The sequence below is a fragment of the Hymenobacter sp. CRA2 genome (genome assembly GCF_002007105.1).
GTDB lineage: Bacteria > Bacteroidota > Bacteroidia > Cytophagales > Hymenobacteraceae > Solirubrum.
Map to the genome: position 1 here is coordinate 158520 of NZ_MVBC01000006.1, position 18116 is coordinate 176635.

At 64.4% G+C, this 18116-nt stretch carries 11 protein-coding genes; 3 read left to right on the forward strand and 8 right to left on the reverse strand.

Features of this window, described 5'->3' with window-relative positions; translation table 11 throughout:
* Positions 1-128 precede the first annotated feature (128 nt).
* Both B0919_RS11595 and B0919_RS11600 read right to left on the reverse strand, forming a co-directional pair.
* Positions 129-6125: a reprolysin-like metallopeptidase gene (locus tag B0919_RS11595; RefSeq protein WP_078012418.1), complete on the reverse strand. Its 5997-nt coding sequence runs from the start codon at positions 6123-6125 to the stop codon at positions 129-131.
* A gap of 135 nt (positions 6126-6260) precedes the next feature.
* On the reverse strand, positions 6261-7436 hold the full coding sequence (locus tag B0919_RS11600) for an FAD-dependent monooxygenase (RefSeq protein WP_139362071.1): 1176 nt from the start codon (positions 7434-7436) through the stop codon (positions 6261-6263).
* A 243-nt stretch (positions 7437-7679) separates the two neighbouring features.
* Between B0919_RS11600 and B0919_RS11605 the strand changes: the two genes are divergently transcribed.
* Entirely contained in the window at positions 7680-8360 is a 681-nt protein-coding gene (locus B0919_RS11605; protein WP_139362072.1) for a hypothetical protein, read from the forward strand.
* 90 nt (positions 8361-8450) lie between these two features.
* On the opposite strand, the gene B0919_RS11610 is transcribed toward B0919_RS11605, so the two are convergent.
* The gene (locus tag B0919_RS11610) at positions 8451-9143 is read right to left on the reverse strand and encodes a hypothetical protein (RefSeq protein WP_139362073.1); all 693 of its coding nucleotides are present in this window, start codon (positions 9141-9143) and stop codon (positions 8451-8453) included.
* 177 nt (positions 9144-9320) lie between these two features.
* Positions 9321-11276: a molecular chaperone DnaK gene (dnaK, locus tag B0919_RS11615; protein ID WP_078012422.1), complete on the reverse strand. Its 1956-nt coding sequence runs from the start codon at positions 11274-11276 to the stop codon at positions 9321-9323.
* Between the two features lie 360 nt (positions 11277-11636).
* On the opposite strand from dnaK, the gene B0919_RS11620 reads away from it, so the two are divergent.
* Both B0919_RS11620 and B0919_RS11625 read left to right on the forward strand, forming a co-directional pair.
* Positions 11637-12221: a Crp/Fnr family transcriptional regulator gene (locus tag B0919_RS11620; protein ID WP_078012423.1), complete on the forward strand. Its 585-nt coding sequence runs from the start codon at positions 11637-11639 to the stop codon at positions 12219-12221.
* Positions 12222-12318: 97 nt separating this feature from the next.
* On the forward strand, positions 12319-12696 hold the full coding sequence (locus tag B0919_RS11625; protein WP_078012526.1) for a DUF4260 domain-containing protein: 378 nt from the start codon (positions 12319-12321) through the stop codon (positions 12694-12696).
* Between the two features lie 231 nt (positions 12697-12927).
* Here the strand turns inward: B0919_RS11625 and B0919_RS11630 are convergent, their stop codons facing one another.
* From B0919_RS11630 to B0919_RS11645, 4 genes are read right to left on the reverse strand one after another with little or no spacing between them, the layout of a single operon-like run.
* Positions 12928-13899 carry an alpha/beta hydrolase gene (locus B0919_RS11630; protein WP_176133005.1) on the reverse strand — a complete coding sequence of 324 codons (972 nt, stop codon included), beginning with the start codon at positions 13897-13899 and terminating at the stop codon, positions 12928-12930.
* A gap of 8 nt (positions 13900-13907) precedes the next feature.
* Positions 13908-14828, reverse strand: a complete 921-nt coding sequence (locus B0919_RS25230; RefSeq protein ID WP_176133006.1) for a pseudouridine synthase — start codon at positions 14826-14828, stop codon at positions 13908-13910.
* Between the two features lie 60 nt (positions 14829-14888).
* Positions 14889-15323, reverse strand: a complete 435-nt coding sequence (locus B0919_RS11640) for a hypothetical protein (RefSeq protein ID WP_078012425.1) — start codon at positions 15321-15323, stop codon at positions 14889-14891.
* Positions 15324-15365: 42 nt separating this feature from the next.
* The gene (locus B0919_RS11645; protein ID WP_254846556.1) at positions 15366-17444 is read right to left on the reverse strand and encodes a VWA domain-containing protein; all 2079 of its coding nucleotides are present in this window, start codon (positions 17442-17444) and stop codon (positions 15366-15368) included.
* Positions 17445-18116: the final 672 nt, after the last annotated feature.

Sequence of the window (18116 nt, forward strand, 5' to 3'; positions counted from 1 at the left end):
GGCTGCCGTACCAGCTGATTAAAGCACTTAAGAAGCTCTGTCGTCCTTTATCTGGCCTTCGCTCATCATAAAAAAGCCCCGCCGGAGCATTCCGGCGGGGCTTTTTGGCCTACTAACTGATGGTAAGATTACTCCACCACCACGCGGCGGGTCACCGGTGCTTGGCCGGGGGCCGTTACGCTCAGCAGGTAGGTGCCAGTAGCCAGGCCCTGGGTGGGCAGGCTGGTGCTGCTGCCGCTGAAGTCGTGCGTGGCCACGGTGCGGCCTAGCACGTCGCGTAGCGTGGCGGTGCCAGCCGGCACGGCTTTGCTCAGCGTCAGGTGCAGTTGGGCGTGGCCGGCCACCGGGTTGGGCCACACGCTCAGTTGCAGCGCCGTAGCGGCCGAGGTGGCAGCCAGCGGCCGTTGCGGCGAGAAGACCAGCTCGAAGCGGCCGGTAATCAGAGCCGAGGCATTGGTTACCGTGAACGAGTAGCTGGACTGCTGCACGAGGTCAATCAGAGCGCCGGTTTGCACGTCGCGCAGGTACACCGGCACAGCGGTCAGGTTCAGTAGCTCGGCGGCCGAAAGCGTGTAGCTGCCCACAGCTGGTACGCCCACGGCCAGCGGTACCACGCGTTGGGCCGTGCCCAGCGCAGCGCGCCCGTCAATGCTCAGGCGCTGAGTGGCCGAGAGGCTGGTCGAAAGGTTAAGCCCCGAGGGGTTGGGCAGCTTTTCGGCGTCGTACTGAGAGTCAAAGCCGTCGGTAGCGCCTTGCTCGAAGTACACAAACGCGTCGTCGCCCGTTGTGGCGCCCGCAGCTTTAAGCGTGAGCTGCACCAGAGGCCGGGTTTCGGTGGGGCGGTGATACACCGGGTTCGTATAGGACGTGACGCGGTGGCTGTTGCGGAAGTTGATGGTGCCCGCCGTTTGGCCCGGCGTCACGCGCACGAAAAAGCCCTGGCCCAGCGGCAGCACCGGGCTGATCGTGCCGATGCCGTTGTTAAAGAAGCGGTAGGTGCCGGCGTAGGCGTTGGTCGGGTCGTCGCTGACAAATACGTACATCGCTGCATCCACGCCCGGGCGGTCGGCATCCGTTAGCTGGCTCCAGTCTAGGGGCGCGGGGTAGGGGTTGCCCACCAGCGCCAAGCCGGCGTCGGCAGCCGTGGGGCCGGTGTTGCGGCTCAGCGCCACGGCAATGCTGCCGTTGTTTTGTGGCCCGGTGAAGGCCAGCGTCTGACCGGCCGGCATGTTGACGGTGTAGCCCTGGCCCACGCCAAGCGGGGTGCTCAGAGTAGCGGGCGAGTACCAGCCCTTGTCGAAGGTCGACAGGGTGTTGGTGGCCGTGGCTAGGCGCGACTGGTCGTAGCCGTACACCGTGGGGAAGGGCGTTACGGCGCTGGGCTGGGCGCTGGTGTTGTAGGCTGGGTTCACCACGGGCGTAAAGCCCGCCGTGGCCAGGTTGCTCACCGTGGCGTTGCCGGTCGGCGCCGATACGTGGCGGTAGCCCAGGTTGGGGTTGAGGTCAGGCACAATGTAGCGCTGCACCGTCACGTTGCCCAACACGGCGTTGCTGCCGTTGTTCACTAGCATAGCCGTGTTGTTGGCGTCGGATTCGAGCGTGAACGGGTTACCCTGCGTGACCAAGGCGCCGTTGAGCGTCACGAGCCGCCGGGCCGAGGCCCCGGCCGAGGTGCTCAGCAGCAGCCCGTTGGTGCCCACGGTCAGGTTCCAGAAGCGAATGCGTGAGCTGCCCAGAATGTTCGGGCCGTTGGTTTGGGCCGTAGAGCCCAGGGCTGTCGTACCGCCTGAGGGCACAAAGGTGCCGTTGTTGGTCAGGTTGGCGCGTACGTCGAGGGTGCCTGCCGTCTGGTTTAGCGTAGCACCGCTGCCAATGGTCAGGTTGCGGGTTGTAGCCACGCCCGCCGCAATCAGGGGCATGCGCGGGGCGTTGCCGGGCACCGTGGCATCCAGCGAAGCAGTCGGCACGCCGCCGGTCCAGTTGGCGGCCGTATACCAGTCGGTACTTACTGCGCCGGTCCAGGTAGTGGCCGTGACAGGGGCAAGGTAAGTCAGCGAGTAGCTGCTCGAGGCAGCGTTGCCGTTGCTGGCCACGTCCTGAGCGGCATTGGCCAGCACCTGCACCGTGGTAGGCGTGCCCGCCGTGATGGGCGTCACCACGAAGGTGTAGGTGGTAGCGTTGCTGGTCGTCAGGCTGCTGACCGAGCCGTTGGTCACCTGAATGCCGCTAACCGAGAAGCCCGTTACCGGTTCGGAGAACGTCGCCGTGAAGGGCAGGGGCGAGGTCGTCGTGGAGCTGCCCGAAGCGCCGGCCGAAGAGCTGAGGCTCACCGTCGGGGCCGTGGTGTCGACGATGAAGGTATTGGTGTTGCTGCTGGGGCTTACAAACTGCCCTTGGATTTGGGCAGTAGCGTATACCGTGTGTGTGCCCTCCGCCAAAGGCGTCGGCTGGGTAATGCTCCAGTTGGTATTGCCTACGGATTGAGCAGTTGCAATGCCATCGACGTATACTATTACTACACTGGCCGGTGCCGTGCCGCTGTAGGTGGGGATGCTGCTATTAACGAAGCTACCATTGGCGGGTAGCACTACCACTGGAGCCGCCGTGGTGGCTTGGTTGTAGATGATGCTGAACGGCGAAGCCGCCGCGTTGCCGTTGCCGGGCGCATCCTGCGCTACGCCCGCCGCCACGTTCACCGTCACGGTGCCGTTGCCCGCAGGCGTCACGCTGAAATTGTAAGTGGTGCCGCTGCCGCTGAAGCTGCCAGCCGTTACCGCACCGCCCGTCACCGTCACGTCGCTGGCCACGAAGCTGCTCACGCTTTCGGAGAAGGTCACCGTGAATGGAATCGGGGAAGTGCTGGTGCTGCTGCCCGAGGCGCCCACGGTGCTGCTGATGGCTACGGTTGGGGCCGTGGCATCCACCGTGAAGGTGTTGGTATTGCTATTGGGGCTGATGTTGGCGCCCACCGCCGCCGTAGCATACACCGTGTGCGAGCCGTCGGCCAGGTTGGTAGTCGGCGTAAAGCTCCAGTTGCCGCTGGCATTGGCCGTAGTCGAGCCGCTGCTCGTGCCGTCGAGGTAAACCGCAACGGTGGTGCCGCTCGGGGCCGTGCCAGTGATGGGCGGGCGGGCACTGCTGATCAAGCTGCCGTTGGCCGGCGTGAGTACCACTGGCGCGGCCGTCGGAGTTGCCGGGCCGGTCACGCAGATGGTAAAGCTGCCATCGGCCGGCACCGGAACGCTGGCCGTCACGTAGGGATAGTAGCGCACGTAGTAGCGTGCCCCGCTCGTCAGGTTGGTAAAAGTCAGCGATTCTCCGCCGGCGGAGTTCATGTCGCGGCAATCCAGGGAGGTGAGGCTACCGCAGCTGCCCGCGTATACCTGCAGCACGCCATCGAAGGCGCTGTTGGTGCGGATGGTATGCTGCGGACCCGTCGCCACGAACGAGTACCACACATCCAGGGCCGAGTTGCTGATGGAATTGTCGCAGGTGGAGGCCGCCTGCGACTGCGTAGCGCCCGTAACGGTGCCCGAGATAGTCGCGCAGGTGAGGCCCGAGGTCAGGCTGATGGCCGTGGCGCATTCGTCGTTGGCTACGCGGGTAGCAAAACTCAGCGTGCCGGGCGTCGACGTTACGCCGCTCGTACAGTTGCTCACGATGCTGACCGTGTAGTTGGTGGCCCCCGACAGTCCCGTCAGCGTAACCGGCGAGCCGGTTACCGTCTGCGTCGTCGTGGCCGGGAACGTCGTCACGGTGTAGCTGCTGGCCGTGCCGCTGGCCGTGAAGCTGATGCTCGCCGAGGAAACCGTGATGCTGCCTGCGGCCAGGTTCGTGGGTGCGTTGCAGGGCGGCGGCGCGGTGGTCGTAAACGAAGCCGTGGCTGCCGTGGAAGTGGCGCCGCCGGTGCAGTTGGACACGACGTTGACGGCGTAGCTGGTGCCCGGCGTGAGGCCCGTCAGGTTGGCCGACGTGCCCGGCACGGTCTGCGTGGTGGTAGCCGGCGTGGTCGTCACCGTGTAGCCTGTGGCCGAGGCGCTGGCCGCGAAGCTCACCGTGGCCGTGGTTTGCGTCACGTTGTTCACCGCCACGCCCGTCGGCGCGTTGCAGGCCGTGGGAGCCGTGATGGTGAAGTTGGCGTTCGAAATATCGAAGAAGTAGTTATCGGCCGCGGCCACCATGATGCGGGCCTGCGAGGTGGTCACGTTGGGCACCGATACGCTCGCGGAGCCGTCGTTAGCTGTGCCGCTGACCAGCGTCGTGGGGTAGGTGAAGCCGCCGTCGGTGGAGAGCAGGATGTTGACCGTGGCGCAGTTCACGCCGTTGGCGGCGGTGCCGGCCACGTTCCACGTCACCGTTTGGGTGGTGTTGCCGGTCCAGGTAACGGCCGTGTTCGGCGCCGTTACCAGGAAGGGCCCGGCCGCGCTGGTCACACCCAGGTTCACGTCGGTGCTGTAGTTCACGCCGCCAATCACGCCCGCCGGGCCGCTGTGCCGGTCGCGGACTGTGCAGCGAAACTTCAGGGTACGCGTCACCGTGGGCAGGCGCTCCGCGTTGTTGGTGGCATTGTTGATGACATTGGCCAGGCGCGGGAAGTAGCGCGTGGGCGAGGTGGTCGGCAGGAAAGAGCGGAACAGCGGCACGTTGGAGTTGGCCACCTGGGCGGCTGTCACCGAGGCAAAGGGCCCGAGGTCCATTTGCTCCCAGCAGTAGGTCAGCGCGTCGCCCTCGGCGTCAGTACCACCGGCCGAGAGGCGGAAGGGCGTACCGATGGGCAACGTCTTCGAGCTCGGCACGCTCACCACCGGCGCCGTGTTGCCCGTGGCCGTGGTGGTGGCGCAGGTGGCGGTGGCGATGAACGTCAGCATCTCCTGGATGCTGCCCGAGTGGAAGTAGGCGTCGGAATTGCCCTGCAGGTTGTCGGTGTTGCCGCAAATGCCGGCGTAGGCCATAATGGTCGAGCCCGAGCCCGGCTCGAAGGCCGTGCTGGGGTTGCCATTGTCGGTGCAGGAGCTGTTGGGGCTATTGAAGGTGTGGTTGCCGCCGAACTGGTGCCCCATTTCGTGGGCCACGTAGTCGATGTCGTAGGCGTCGCCCACGGGGCTGCTGGTGCCGGTTTCGCCGCGGGCCTTGTTGCCGCCCCGGCACACCACCCCCAGACCCGCCAGCCCACCACCATCCGTGCTGAACACGTGGCCGATGTCGTACCCGCTCGCGCCAATGATTGCGTCGACGTTGGCTTGGTTTTGCGTCAGCAGGGTGCTGGCGTCGTCGTTGTCGTAGGGGTCGGTGTTGGCGTTGGTGTAAATGAGCCGGTCGTTGCCGGCCACCAGCTGCAGGCGCACGGCCAGCTCCTTTTCGTACACGCCCACCACGCGGTTCACGCTCGTCACCACGGCCGACAGGCCCAGGGCCACGGTGCCGCCGTGAAAGGTCGTGTACTCACCGGTAGTGGCTACGGCTAGGCGGTAGGTGCGCAGCGTCGGGCCCGCCGAAATCAGCGTGCGCTGCGCCGTGCCCGCCGTAGCGGCGCGCTGCCGGGCCGCCGCCAGCTCGGCCGGGCTAGGCTTAAACTGGCAGCCCGGGGCCGCCGCCCCGGTTCCGGGGCTCATGTCGCGGCGGTAGAAGCTGAGGTAGTGCTGCGGGTCGTTAAGCGTGGCCGGGTCCACGTAAATCGTGCCGCTGGTGCGCGACAAGATTTGCGCGTGAAAGCCCCGCGGCGTCATGTCCAGGCGCACGGTGGCGTCCGGGTCGTCGAGGCCCGTGCCGCGGTAGGTTTTGATCATGGGGTAGCGCGCGGCCAGCGCCGGCGCCATTACGGCCGTTTCCACCACTGCAAAGCGCGCCGTGCCGCCATCGGGCAGGGGCAGGGCCAGCACCAGCGGCCTGGCGCTGAGCTGGGTTTCGGCCGGGGCCGTGGCCAGGGCCGCCTGCAGCGCCGGCGCATCGAGCGTCAGGGCGCGGCTTTGGCGCAGGCTGGAGCCCAGGGCCGAGCGGGCCGCAGTAACATCATCCCGAAAATACGGCGCCGCCGTGCGGGCTTGCGCCCACGCCTGCGGGCTTAACCAGCTGCCGGCCGCCAGGCTACACGCCGCCGCCAGCATCCGCAAGTACATTTTTCTCATAAGCAGAAATTAAAAAAGGGCTGAAAGATAGGAAGTTGATTGGGCTATTGCGTGCAGAAGTTTCCTTGATGTATGCCAACGCGGGCTGGCGGTCTGTCGGCGGGGCAGGGCCGGAGTGCAAGCCGGTCGTTGTGCTTAATCGGCGTAGAGAAAAGCCATTTGCCGGGCATTGACGGCGGCGGGCAGGCGGCGCATCACCGCGTTGCGCAGCCAGACCAGCGCCGGATTGCTCAGCTGAGCCACTTTCCCAAGCTGCCACGACTGGTTGACGATGCGCGTGGTGCGTGGGCGCCGGCGGGCGTCGAAGAGCCGAAACGCCTGCTCCACGTCGGGGGCCTCCTGCAGGCAGCGGGCCAGCATAGCGGCGTCTTCCACGGCCTGGCCCGCGCCCTGGCCCATGTTGGGCGTGGTAGCGTGGGCGGCGTCGCCGAGCAGCAGCACCTGCCCGAAGCAAAAGCGCGGCAGCGGCGGCAGGTCGATGATGTCGCCCCAGAGCACCTGCTCGTCGGTGGTGAGGGACAGCAGCTGCGGAATGGGCGCGTGAAAGCCGGCGAAGTGCCGCTGCAGATCGGCCAGCCGGAAGGCGCGGTAGGTCGGGTTCTGCGGCGGGGCGCTGTTGATGCACGCAAACCAGTACACCTGCCCGTTGCCCAGCGGCACCACCCCGAAGCGGCCCGCCGGCCCCCAGGCCTCCGTGGAACGGCCCGGTTCGAGCCCCAGACTAGCCGCCTCTATCACGCCGCGCCAGCAGGTGTAGCCCGCGTAGCGCGGCTGCGCGGCGGGCAGCAGTTGCTGGCGCACCCGGGAGCGGATGCCGTCGGCGGCTACCAGGGCTTCGGCCGTGGCCGTGCTGCCATCGGCAAAGTGGGCCGTGACCCGGCCTTCGGCCGACTCAAACCGCGTCAGCACTTTGCCTAGCTGCACCGTGCCGGCTGGCAGCTCGGCCAGCAGCACGCGTTGCAGATCGGCGCGGAGAATGGCCAGGTTGTCGTAGCCGATGCGCTCCGTAAAAGGCCGCGTGTCGATGTCGTTCAGCACGTGCCCGCGCTCATCCAGCAGCGCCACCCGGGTAACGGGGTAGCCGGCGGTGCGCACCACCGCGTGCACGCCCAGGTGGTCGAGGGCGCGCATGGCGTTGGCCCCGAGCACCACGCCCGCCCCGATTTCGCGCAGGGCCGGCGCCGCTTCGCATACCTGCACTCCTTGCCCCTGCTGCCGCAGCGCCAGCGCCGTGGCCAGGCCACCGATGCCGGCGCCAATGATGAGAAATTCCATATGGATGTAGACGATGTGCCGCTGGAGGCTGAGCACGGGCGGCAAACAGGGATGCAACTTACCCAGATGCCCCGGCAAGACCTACTGCCTGATCGGAGCGGTGCGTTGCCGGGCGGGTCGCGCATTTCTTATTCGGGTGGGCGCAGTGGCCGAAAGGCACTTGGTCAGGTGTTCCCACATAGGAAATGATGACTCCCAAATAGGGAAGAGGGCAATTGAACTAAAAAAAGGGATAGGCGAGTTGGGAGCGAGTAGATTCGTCAGTAGTAGCGCAGAAATATGATTTTTCTCTTTACTTCCTTACTCGTCGGCTTGCTGTCGACCCCCGAGCCCGGGCCGGTGTTCAAAGCCGATATGCTGCCGGCCAAAGCCGTGCGGCCGGCAGCCTTCATCCCCAATGGCTGGATGCTGGAAAAGCAGCTCAACAGCGACCTGAACGGCGACAACCGTCCCGATCCGGTGCTGATGCTGGTGGAGCGCCCGAGTCCCACAGCCCCCGAAGCCCGGCGCGAACGGGCCCTGGTGGTGCTGCTGGCTGAGGCCAACGGGCAGTTTCGGCGCGTGGCTGCCTCGGGAGCCGCGCTGTACTGCACCGGCTGCTTTGCCTCCGACCGCACCGCCGCGGGCATGCCCGAGCTGAGCATCACCAAGGGCGTGCTGGCCGTGCGGCACGTATCCGGCGTCGACCAGACCCTGGACCTGACCCAGCGCTACCGCTTCGAATCCGAAACCGGCCGCGTCCGCCTCATCGGCGAAAGCCTGATGCTGAGCAGCCGCCTCAAGCTCGACACCACCTACAAGCGCACCGACTACCTCACCGGTCAGCAGCAAACCGAGCACATCACCGCCGACCCCGCCGACAAAAGCGGCGCCAAGCAGCTGGTGACGCGTAAGGACGGCAAAGTGCCCACCGCGCCGCGCTACCTGGAAGACGTGAAGGTGGGCGACCTAATGCTGTAATTTCACTCTACTACTCACATAGACAAGGCAAAGGCCGGTACCCCAGGGTTCCGGCCTTTTGCATTAGCTGCCTGGTTTCTGCTTCAGCCGTTATTGGCGCTCCAGAATCGTTTGGCTGATTATCGTCTGGTACACTTGGTAACGGCCCGGGATTTTGCGTTCCGTCACGGCGCAGGTGTGCATGACCAGCCGGCCCGCCGTGTCCAGGCCTACCTGTGATACGGCGCCGCCACTTTTGGCGAGTCCATACGTCAGCAAATAGCGCTGATTAACCAGTTCGTAGTTGGAGTTGTGGGCTTTGCCGGCCTTGCCGCTGCCGGCATTGATTTCCGTCAGGCGCAGCTTCCGGTCGGTTAGCAGCAGCGTGTAGGGGTTGGCGCTGGGCTGCATCGTGGCCGAGCGGTAGATGCGCTTTTCGGCGAAGGATACCGAGTCGATGTGCGTGACGCGGCGCGTGACCACGGCGCGCCAGTTGCCTTGCAGCTGCGTAGCATTTCGGATAACAGTGGCCGTGTCCAGCTGGGCATGTGGATTGGCAGAAGGCTGGCAAAACCAGGTGTGCACGCCTTCGCGCTGAAAGCCCATTCCCATTTGCGTCTTGCGCAGCTCCGGCGTCAACCACCGTTCGTATCGCCCGAAGTCGGCGTCCCACTGCTCGAAAGAGGGTCGGGGCAGCGCCGTGCAGTAGCCGACAGGAAATGCGGTGGTGTCGGTAGAAGCCGTTTGGGCCTGAACCGCAATGGTAATCAATAAGAGGCTGAGTGCAAGAGCCGAACGGAGCATGAGCAAGACTATAAATTAGCGTAAGCTACAAGCTTTGCGCCGTGCCACCAACTATGGCCCCGGGGCACCGTGGCGAAACAACCGTTAGCCCCTGTTGACGACCAATGCCTTTGCCTGACAACAAAAAAAGCCCCGCAGCTGACGCTGCGGGGCTTTTTGCTTATCGACTAGCCAGAATTACTTCTGGCCGTCTACTTCTTCGTAGTCCACGTCGGTCACGTTGTCGTGGCCCTGGGTTTGCTGGCCGTTGCCGCCGGGCTGGCCGCCCTGGAAGCCGCTGGCGTCGCCGCCGGGGTAGCCCTGGGGCTGACCTTCGGCACCGCCACCCTGGGCGTACATTTCCTGCGAGGCTGCTTGCCAGGCCGCGTTGATGGCCGTCATGGCCGAGTCGATGCGGGCCAGGTCCTTGCTCTCGTGGGCCGAGCGCAGCTCCGTCAGCGCCGATTCGATAGCCGACTTGTTGCCGGCGCTCAGCTTGTCGCCGTACTCCTTCAGCTGCTTCTCGGTCTGGAAGATCATCGAGTCGGCCTGGTTGACCTTCTCAATCCGCTCCCGCTCCGTCTTGTCAGCTTCGGCGTTGGCCTGGGCTTCCTGGCGCATCCGCTCGATGTCGGCATCCGACAGGCCGGAGGATGCTTCGATGCGGATTTTCTGCTCTTTGCCGGTGCCTTTGTCCTTGGCCGTCACGTGCAGAATGCCGTTGGCGTCGATGTCGAAAATTACTTCGATCTGCGGCACGCCGCGCGGGGCGGGCGGAATGCTGTCGAGGTGGAACTTGCCGATGGTGCGGTTCTGCGAAGCCAGCGGCCGCTCGCCTTGCAGCACGTGGATTTCCACCGAAGGCTGGTTATCCGAAGCCGTCGAGAAGGTCTCCGATTTCTTGGTCGGAATGGTCGTGTTCGACTCGATGAGCTTGGTCATCACGCCGCCCATGGTCTCGATGCCGAGGCTCAGCGGGGTCACGTCCAGCAGCAGCACGTCCTTCACCTCACCGGTGAGCACGCCGCCCTGGATGGCAGCGCCCACGGCCACCACTTCGTCGGGGTTTACGCCCTTCGAAGGCTTCTTGCCGAAGAACTTCTCTACTTCTTCCTGGATGCGCGGAATGCGCGTCGAGCCACCTACGAGGATTACGTCGTTGATGTCAGCGGCAGTCAGGCCGGCGTCTTGCAGAGCCTTTTTGCAGGGCTCCATCGAACGGCGAATCAGCGAGTCGGCCAGCTGCTCAAACTTGGCGCGGCTGATTTTCACCACCAAGTGCTTGGGGCCCGAAGCGGTAGCCGTGATGTAGGGCAGGTTGACTTCCGTCTCGTTCGAGGACGACAGCTCAATCTTGGCCTTTTCGGCGGCTTCCTTCAGGCGCTGCAGGGCCATTGGGTCCTTGCGCAGGTCCAGGCCTTCGTTCTCATTTGAGAAGGTCTCGGCCAGGAAGTTGATGATTACCTGGTCGAAGTCGTCGCCGCCGAGGTGGGTGTCGCCGTTGGTCGACAGCACTTCGAACACGCCGTTGTCCAGCTCCAGAATCGAAATATCAAACGTACCACCGCCGAGGTCATAGACAGCGACTTTGTGGTTCGAGTGGTCTTTGTCGAGGCCGTAGGCCAGGGCAGCGGCGGTCGGCTCGTTGATGATGCGCTTCACGTCGAGGCCCGCAATGGCACCGGCTTCTTTGGTAGCCTGGCGCTGGGCATCGTTGAAGTAAGCCGGAACGGTGATAACCGCCTCAGTTACGGTCGTACCGAGGTAGTCCTCAGCGGTTTGCTTCATCTTTTGCAGCACCATGGCGGAGATTTCCTGCGGGGTGTACTGCCGGTCGCCGATTTGCACGACGGCCGTATCGTTGTTGCCACGCACGACTTCGTAGGCCATGTGGCCAGCTTCGCTGGAAGCTTCCGAGAAGCGGCGGCCCATGAAGCGCTTGATCGAGGCGATGGTATTCTTGGGGTTGGTAATAGCCTGGCGCTTAGCAGGGTCGCCTACTTTACGCTCGCCTTTGCCATTATCGAGGAATGCCACAATCGACGGGGTCGTGCGGCGGCCTTCGCTATTCGGAATTACAACCGGTTCGTTGCCTTCCATCACGGCCACGCACGAGTTGGTCGTGCCGAGGTCAATACCGATAATTTTGCCCATTGTTATGGAGTGAGTAGGGTGAAGGTGTCTTAGTCAGAAGCCGCCCCGACTGAGGCGGCTGACCGGCAGATTACAAGCAGCGTACCAAGGCCGAAAATAGGCTTTTGGGCTGCCACAATGTCACCGCGCGGCAGAAGCGCCCCGGGTTTTCTGACGAAAGGCAATTGTACGGCAACGGCGGGCCGACAGATATTCCGGATTGTGGGAGTAAAGCTGTAATGCTTCTGCCTGGCTGGGCTTTACCAAGCGGCTGCGGCAGGTTTTGCCACTCGGGCGCAGCATAATGACCTCGGGCTTTGCTGTCGAAGGGTAGGCTGTTTTTACCCAGCCAGTAGCTATTGTAGCGCTTATGTTTACCGCATGAATCCACTACGCGCCTATTTGCTTCGTTTTGTGCCGGGCCTCACCGAGCAAGAGTGGGCCCCGCTAGAAGCAGCACTGCGGACGGAGCGGTTGGCCCGCGGGGCGCATTTCGTGCAGGTGGGGCAGTACCGGCCGGTGTTGGCGCTGGTGCTTAGTGGGGCGCTGCGCTTGTATTACCCGCGGCCCGACGGCGAGGAGCGCACCACTTATTTCTTCTTTGAAAACCACTTGCTGGGTGATTACCCCAGCTGCTTGACGGGCAAGCCCGGCCAACTCAACATTCAGGCCCTGACCGAAGCCGAGTTGCTGGTATTCGATTACGCCGTGCTGCGCGAGTTGTACGACCGGTTTCCGGTGTACGAACGGTTCGGGCGCCTGGTGGCTGAGTACCACCTGCTCGGCACCGATGCTCGCCTAACGGAGCAGCTGCTGCTCTCGCCCGAGGAGCGGTACCAGGTCCTGCTGGCTTCGGGCAAAACCAAAATCCTGGAGCGAATTCCGCAGCACCTGGTGGCCAATTACCTAGGCATTACGCCAGTGTCGTTGAGCCGCATCCGGGCCCGCGTGGCGCGGGGCGGATAGATAGACGTTTTCTTATCTTTTGTTATCGTCGGCGGGCGGCAGGCCGCCGGACCTTTGGGCTGTTCACTTGAGCATTCACCAACAACCCAACAATACCGTGAAAAACCTGCTGAAAACCGAAGAACTGGCCGAAATGCTCCTGGCCGTGGTGGTATTTGCCTACCTGCCCTACGCCTGGTGGGTGCTGCCGGCCGCTTTTCTGCTGCCCGACCTGAGCGCCCTGGGCTACTTAGCCAGCCCGCGCATTGGAGCGCTCAGCTACAACCTGTTTCACCACAAAGCCCTAGCTATAGCCTGCGGGGTAGCCGGCTGGTTGCTCGGCGCTCCGGTGCTGATGTTGGCGGGCGCTGTGCTGCTCGGCCACTCCGCCTTCGACCGCCTGCTGGGCTACGGGCTGAAGTACCCGACCGGCTTTCAGCATACGCACTTGGGCCGCATCGGCCGCGCCGAAATGCCGGTGGGACAGGCTAGCTAAGAACCGGAAATTGAGCTTCCAATGGGCGGCTTAAGTCCGCCCCAAGTCCGAACGGTTGAGCCGCAGATTTACGCTATTTGCCTAAGCTGCGCTCAATCTGAAGAGGCTAAGCGTCCGCCGTCTTTGGTAGCATGAAAGCCGCTTCCCGAGCAGCCATCGGTATAAACCGGCGCTAAGTCGTTGTCGGACGAGACTGGTCGGCAATGAATAATCAGCGCCCTGGCGGCGCAGCTACATAGCGGAGGAGGTCAGGTTGCGCCTGGTCAAAAAATCCCAGATGGCGCTCTGCCAGCCCACCTTGTGCCGGCGCCAGTACGGCTCGTGGCCGCTGCCGGGGAAGTCGCGGCGCTGCTTGGGGCCGGCCAGGGCAGCATAAATAGCGTCGGTTTCCTGGCGCGTTACGCGCGGGTCGGCTTCGCCCCACATCAGCAGGGTCGGCGTCTTGACTCTGCGGGCGTAGGCTTCGGCCGAAAGGTCGTAGGCCCAGAAGCCGTTTTGCACGCCACCCCAAAACACGAGCAGGTTGGCCATCGGGAACGGCGGCACGCCCATGGAGTGGAAGCGGTTTTCGGCCGTTTGGAGCATGCTGCCGTAGGGGCACTCCACAATGTTGGCATCGGCCTGCACGCCCAGCTCACTTTCGGCGCGCAGGATGGCCACGGCGCCCATGCTCACGCCGTAGAGCACCACGCGGGCTTCCGGCTGCCGCTCGCGCAGCCACTGCACCACGGCCGCTACGTCGTCGGCCTCGCGGTAACCCACGGTGATACGGTTGCCCTCGGAGCCGCCGGCCCCGGCAAAGTCGGTCAGGAGCACGGAGTAGCCCAGCTGCCGGAAGTACGCCGCTTCGTGGAGCAGGTGGGATTTGTCGCTGGTGTAGCCATGAAACAGCGCCACCGTGCCGCGGGCATCGGCTACCGGGCTGTACCAGCTTTCCAGGCTGCCGTTGGGGCTAGGAATAGTGACCGTCTGAAAGAAAAAGGCTGGCGACTGCGCATTGCGCGGCTTGGGGTTGTGGATGCCAGTGGCTAGTACCCAGAGCTTGTCGGCCAAGGAAAGCTGCTCGGGGTTAGCGGTGTGCTGCCCCGCCTCCGTGGAAAAGTGCGTGAAGCGCCAGGCGTGGTTGAAGGCCACTACGTTGGCGAGTACAAACAGAAGCAGCGCCGCCAGAATCAGCCAACGCCACCGACGCCGGGGCTTCACGGGCACACTCATTTGCTGCGGCGCGGCGGCCGGCCCGACGGGGCCGATGAACGACCCGAAGAAGCCGGCCGGGCGGAACCGGAGCCGGCCGTTTTGCCGCCCGGGCGCGGGCTGCCGGCACCGCCGCTGGGCTTACCGCCGCGCGGCGCGGCGCCAGCCGGGCCGGTACCACGGGTGCTGCCGGCCGAGCGGCCGCCGGAGCGGCCACCGCCTTTGGGGCCGCGGCCCGAAGCGGCCCTTTCGGAGGCGCGGCGGGCGCGGGCCGCTTTTTCAGCGGCTACCTTCTGCTCGTAGTTGGGGTCGTACGGCACGAAGTTCTTGCTGCGGCGCGGGGCAGTTTCGCCGGGCAGCGCAGCAGCCGTGAGGCTTTTCAGTTCCTGCACTTCGGCGGCCGTCAGCTCGCGCCACTGGCCGGGCTGCAACTGCTGCACCTCCAAGGAGGCAATACCGGCCCGCACCAGGCGCAGGGTAGGAAAGCCCACGGCGGCCGTCATCTTGCGCACCTGCCGGTTCATGCCCTCCGAAATAGTCAGCTCGATCCAGCTCGTCGGGATGTTGGCGCGGAAGCGCACCGGTTTGCTTCGTTCCCAGAGGCCGGCGGGCGTCTCAGGCAGCAAATGCACTTCGGCCGGAGCAGTGAAGCCGTCCTTGATCTGCACGCCGCGGCGCAACTGTTCCAGGGCTTCCTCGGTGGGCTCGCCTTCTACCTGCACCCAGTAGGTTTTGGGCACCTTGTAGCGCGGCTCGGCCAGGCGAAACTGCAGCTGCTTGTCGTCGGTGAGCAGCATCAGGCCCTCGGAGTCGTAGTCGAGGCGGCCGACGGGGTACACCTCCGGCACCTGCACAAACTGCTTAAGGGTGGCGCGCCCGGCCTCGTCGGTAAACTGGGGCAGGACTTCGAAGGGCTTGTTGACGAGCAGGTAGCGCATGGCAGAAAGGTGGCGACGCGGTGGCCGCGTCCGGGAAAGTAAAACGAGGCCGGGGCGGATTTAGTCCAACCAGGTGTCGACGTCCTTCCGAATGGAATTGGAGTCGCCGGCCAGCACAAAGTTCCATCCTAATTCGATAGCCTGCACGGTCCGGCGCATTTCGGTCACTGATTCGGGCGCAAAACCCGACTCACTTTCCACCCAGGTGGTGTATTTGCGGCCGGTAGTGAGCAGGCTGCTCAAGGCGTACACCAGCGCGCGGTCCAGGGTGGAGGCTTTGGCGGCATCGTCCGTTTCGGCCGGCTCAGCCCCGTTCAGGTGCTGATTTACGACTTCCAGACAGGCCACCACGTCATCGGCCAGCGGCTGTACTGGGCGGAAGGTTTTCTTGTCGCTGATGAGGTAAAGCACGTACTGAAAATCCTCGGCCGAGGGCTTCTGCTTGGAGAGCCCCGCGTGGCGCAGGAGCTTTTCGAGGGCGGTGGGGTAGTCCATATCGGAAATAAAAAGTCCGTCAGGATGACGAGGAGAAGAATACTAAATACTGCCCGAATACCGTCGCGCGGCCCATTCGGCCGTCACGAGGGCCAGTAGCAGCACTAGCAGCCAAGGCTCGTCGATGAGGTCTTTCAGCTCCTCCTGCGAGTAGATGACGGGCTTGAACTTAGCTTGTAAGAGCTGCCGCTCCAGCTGCTGGAGCTGCGAGGGGTAGTAGAGGCGGCCGCCGCTGCGCTGGGCCAGCTGGTAGAGGGCATTGTGGTCGGCGTGGGCGGCACCGGCTTCCAACTGCTGCTCCTGCACCAGTAGTTCGCCACGGTCTTCCTGAGCCTGCCCGGCCACGGTGGCGCGGGCGGTGTAGCGGTACACGCCGCCGGGCAAAGTACCCAAGCGCATGGGGCCGCCGTTTTCGCCGTTGGTGAAGTTGAACGTGCGCGGGCGGTTCTGCTCGTCGGTGAGCGTGAGGGTGATGCGCTGCCCGTACACGCGCTCAAACACGGCGTTGTAGGTTTCTACGCCCATCGTCACGTCGTCGGTGGTATTGAAAGCGTCCTGCGTGGGGTACACGTCGAGGCGTTTGCGGCGCGAGTCCTGGGTGAGCAGCTGCAGCAGGCGGGTGATGAGGCCGTCGTAGGCCGGGGCGCGCTCATCGGGGTGGGTGGCGGCTTCGTGCAGGCGCCACTGCCAGCTGCCATCGGTGAGCAGCGTGGCTTGCCGCTGGCCGGCCTGCCCGGCCACCAGCAGCAAGGGGCGGGCGGTACGGGCCTGGCCGAGCTGCTGACGCAGAATGACCTCGGCCCCGCCGCCGGTTTGGGCATCGGCTACGGCCACGGGCACGGCGGGGTAATCGGCCACGCGGCCGGCGGCTTCGGCGTCGAGGGTAAAGCGGGTGAAGTTGGGATTGATGGCCGGCGAAACTTCCTGCGCGCCGGCGCCGGATACGCGCAGGCCGGTGCCGAGGCCGTTGTAGGCCGGCAGGTCGGATTGGGCGCCGAGCACGTACAGGGCCGGCAGATGGCGGCTGCGCACGTACTGCAGCACCTCGCGGCCCTCGCCGGTGCGGCTGGGCAGCTGGTGCAGAATGGCCACGTCGTAATCCTGCTGGGCCCGCAGCGGGGCAATGCCCGGTAGCACCAGCGTCACGTCGAAATTGTCGTTGCCTAGCAAAGCGGTGCGCAGGGCTTTCAGGTCGGGGTGGGGGGCGGCGCCGGCCAGCAGCACCCGCAGGCGCCCCTTCACCACCTCGATGTAAGCGTTGCGGGTGTTGTTGAGCGGGGTGAACTCGCCGGGCTGCTGCTCCACCAGCACTTCGTAGCGGTGCTTGCCGGGGGCGGCCGCGCTCAGCATGAATTGGGTGCGCTGCAAGCGCTGCGTAGGCTTCAGCGTAATTTGCTGCCGGGCCAGCACGCGGCCGTTTTCGCGCAGCAGCACCGTGGCCGTGCCGCCACCCGGGAAACCGTCGTAGCCGATTTCGGCCTCCACGGGAAAGCGGTTGCCGGCGAAGGCCACGCGATTGTAGCGCAGATCCGTCACGCGCAGGTCGCGGCGCGGGATGGTGTCGCCCAGGGCCACGGGGTAGATGGGGTAGCTGAAATCGGCGTAGACGGGCGGGCGGCCCTGGTTGGCGAGGCCGTCGGAGGCCAGCACCACGGCGGCCAGGTTGCGGCCCTGGTAGCTTTGCTGCAGGCCGGTCAGCAGCCCGTCGAGGTTGGTAGCGCCCTGCCGGAAGCGCACCTGCGCCACCTGGGCCGGCGCGGCCGTGTCGAGGGTGCGCAGCTGCACGGCGTAGCCGGCTTGGCGCAGACGCTGGGTCATGGCATCGAGGCCCGTGAGCGTGCGGCGCAGCGCAGTGGAGTCAGCCGAGTACAGTGGTACGGAGCGGGAGTCGTCGACGGCCAGCACCACGGTGGGCGCTTCCTGCGAGGTGGTGTTGCGCCGGAAAATGGGCCCCAGCAGCAGCCAGCACAGCATGCTCACCAGCACAAAGCGCAGTGCCGCCAGCGTCAGGTTCAGCGCGCGGCTCCACGGGGCCTTTTTCGAATACAGCAGCGCCGCGTAGCCAGCCCCAATGGCCAGACACAGCAGGATAAACCAAGGAGAGTAGGCAGTAGTCAGCAAGGACTGAAATTCAGCAGATGGAGTACCAAGAACCCCGGGGGCAGCTAAACAGTTGCGCGCCGCGTCCCTGGGCACGATATAGGCGAAGGTAGAAAGATGAAGGCGGGGAAATGGCGTCGGATGCGGATGCAGCTACTTTATTCGTTTAACGCTAATCATCCAAAAGACTAACTCGGCAATATTGCGCACATCGAATGCTACGGATATTTGGGACTTTTTGTGCAACGTGCGTACTGTTTTTGCTGCTAGCTAAGTCGTGCGAATCGATGCAAAACAAGCCGGCTGCGCCTAGTCGACAGCATGTAATCGGCAATCTGTCGTGGGGTGATACGCTGCTTCTGGACGCACAATTTCCGGCATTAGCTGAATGCGGCGAATGGGGCTCTAAGCGTGAACAAATCAGAATATACTTGCCAGCGAAGCAGCATCCTAAAGCCGGGGTGGCGTTTCGGCGGTGGCGGCAGGGGCCGTATACAGCTACGTTGTGGGTCGACCCTATCAAATGCGCAAATCGACCCGGGCACCGCTACCTGTTGGTTGCACAGCGTCGTATGAGTGCTGAGGACGAGCAGCAGGTCAAGCGGTATATGCAACAAATGCTGGCGTGTACCCTACAAGAGCGACAAGCAGGGTATAGCGGCGGTACGTTCGATGCAATACTCAAGAATCAAT

Coding starts and splice junctions, on each gene's coding strand:
- B0919_RS11605 (WP_139362072.1), top strand. CDS start 7,680: ATGATTTTTCTCTTTACTTCCTTACTCGTCGGCTTGCTGTCGACCCCC.
- B0919_RS11610 (WP_139362073.1), bottom strand. CDS start 9,143: ATGCTCCGTTCGGCTCTTGCACTCAGCCTCTTATTGATTACCATTGCG.
- dnaK (WP_078012422.1), bottom strand. CDS start 11,276: ATGGGCAAAATTATCGGTATTGACCTCGGCACGACCAACTCGTGCGTG.
- B0919_RS11595 (WP_078012418.1), bottom strand. CDS start 6,125: ATGAGAAAAATGTACTTGCGGATGCTGGCGGCGGCGTGTAGCCTGGCG.
- B0919_RS25230 (WP_176133006.1), bottom strand. CDS start 14,828: ATGCGCTACCTGCTCGTCAACAAGCCCTTCGAAGTCCTGCCCCAGTTT.
- B0919_RS11640 (WP_078012425.1), bottom strand. CDS start 15,323: ATGGACTACCCCACCGCCCTCGAAAAGCTCCTGCGCCACGCGGGGCTC.
- B0919_RS11620 (WP_078012423.1), top strand. CDS start 11,637: ATGAATCCACTACGCGCCTATTTGCTTCGTTTTGTGCCGGGCCTCACC.